At 35.3% G+C, this 1721-nt stretch carries 2 protein-coding genes; both read right to left on the bottom strand.

What is annotated here, in order from left to right:
- Nucleotides 1-227: 227 nt before the first annotated feature.
- Nucleotides 228-578: a DUF5388 domain-containing protein gene (locus tag FC07_RS13205; protein WP_011222016.1), complete on the bottom strand. Its 351-nt coding sequence runs from the start codon at nt 576-578 to the stop codon at nt 228-230.
- 1 nt (nt 579) lies between these two features.
- A complete protein-coding gene (locus tag FC07_RS13200) occupies nt 580-1380 on the bottom strand; it encodes a ParA family protein (protein WP_015639692.1) in 801 nt (266 codons plus the stop codon).
- Between the last annotated feature and the right edge of the window lie 341 nt (nt 1381-1721).

The raw sequence follows: 1721 nt of genomic DNA, 5'->3' as shown, positions 1-1721 counted from the left end.
CCATGATACCGGGGTGACACTGTACTTGGAGAACTTATGGTGAATAATTCAGGTACCGTGTATGTCCTAAATGGACACAAGCAACGCTCCTAAGCAAAGCCTGTATGTAATGATTTCAGAAAAGCCCTCTATTCCGCATAATAGAGGACTTTTTTGTGTGCATTCTGCTTAATTTAAACGGACAATTATACATCTAAAAGGTGAACGTGTCGTCTGAGTGCACGTGATTATTTACTTTTTACTTTGTTAGCATCGCCGGTTTCCAAAGTCTGTATTTGAGTCGTAAGCGTATTTTGTTCAGACTCAGTTAACGATTCAAAAAAAGTTTTTTGTAATTGGGCTAATCCGTTTTGTTGAGTTGAGCTATACCCTAAAATTACCATAGCTTTCATAAAGTTTTTTAGATGATTGTCAATTCTGAGCGTAGTATCAAAAGTAACACCATCTATTTGTTTAGACTTCGTTTTGTTTGATTCGTTTAGAGAAGATATGGAAATTTCTTTTTGGGGCTGGGGCGCCGATTTTCTAGGAATTATTTTGCTTTTATTTGAGTTAGGATTGTGTAAAAGTTCCACCATGCTAGTCCGCCCTTTCAATAATTTCTTGTGCCACAGAATCGTATAATCTAATTATTTTTTTATCGAACTGATCTTTTAGAAATACACCTCTGATTGAATATCTTTTGATTCTTTCCATATTACGAATTAGGGTTTTTAACATGTTTTCTTTCCCAAATTCTTCTTCTGCTACTTCTAATGTGCTGTGATCAACAGGCGCCCCATTCTTTAATAGCACAGGAAGTATACCGAGTAAATTCAAACTAGGTGCTTCGTATTCATCGATTACCTGTTCCTGTATATATTTTAGAAACGATTCGGCACCCTGAAGACTGTGCTCTTGAGTTTGAAGGATAATCAGGACCCAATCTGAAGCGTATAAGGCGCTATCAGAAATTAAGGAAATAGTCGGTGGCAAATCAAATACCACAAAATCATATTTTTCTTTTAGTGAAGCAAGTAGCTTGCTAAAATATGTAACTCTATCTTTATAATTATTTTTAAACTTTTTTTCCATAATCCGTGGGTACAATGAAAAATCTGCGCTTGATGGAATAAAGTCAATGTTTTTATCCAAAGTAACCAACGATCTTGATAAGTCCTCTTCTTGGATTGATGCAAGCAAGGTTTGATTAAATTTAATATCATCGTGGCCTAAATTAGCCGCGGTTTTAAAGTAAATATCTGTAGCGTTTGCTTGAGGATCGAAATCAATTAATAGCGTTTTTTTACCAGCACGAGCTAGTGCCAGGCATGCAAGCGTGGCATTTGTTGTTTTACCGGTGCCACCTTTAAAATTTCCAAAAGTAATTACTTCACCCATTATACTGACCTCCAATTAAGTATCCTAATATACAAGGATACTTGGATACAAGGATGATAACATACAAAGATACAAGGATACAAGGATACAAGGATACATTTCTTCTCAAAAGCCGTTAAATTAAGATTGACTGCAAGTATCCTAATATACTTAGATACAAGGATACAAGGATACTTAGATACAAGGATATGAATATACAAGGATACAAGGATACAAGGATACATAAAAAGAAATGTTGATTTATCACCAAACAACGAGTAATATTGGTTACATAAAATAGAACATAAAAAAACACCCACCGACGGGAATCGGTGAGCGCCACATAAAAGTCAACTTGTTTA

Origin of the sequence: Loigolactobacillus bifermentans DSM 20003 (assembly GCF_001434575.1) — a bacterium.
GTDB lineage: Bacteria > Bacillota > Bacilli > Lactobacillales > Lactobacillaceae > Loigolactobacillus > Loigolactobacillus bifermentans.
Note: the sequence above shows the minus strand (reverse complement) of the source record. Positions and strands in the feature narration are given on the sequence as shown.

Coding starts and splice junctions, on each gene's coding strand:
- FC07_RS13205 (WP_011222016.1), bottom strand. CDS start 578: ATGGTGGAACTTTTACACAATCCTAACTCAAATAAAAGCAAAATAATT.
- FC07_RS13200 (WP_015639692.1), bottom strand. CDS start 1,380: ATGGGTGAAGTAATTACTTTTGGAAATTTTAAAGGTGGCACCGGTAAA.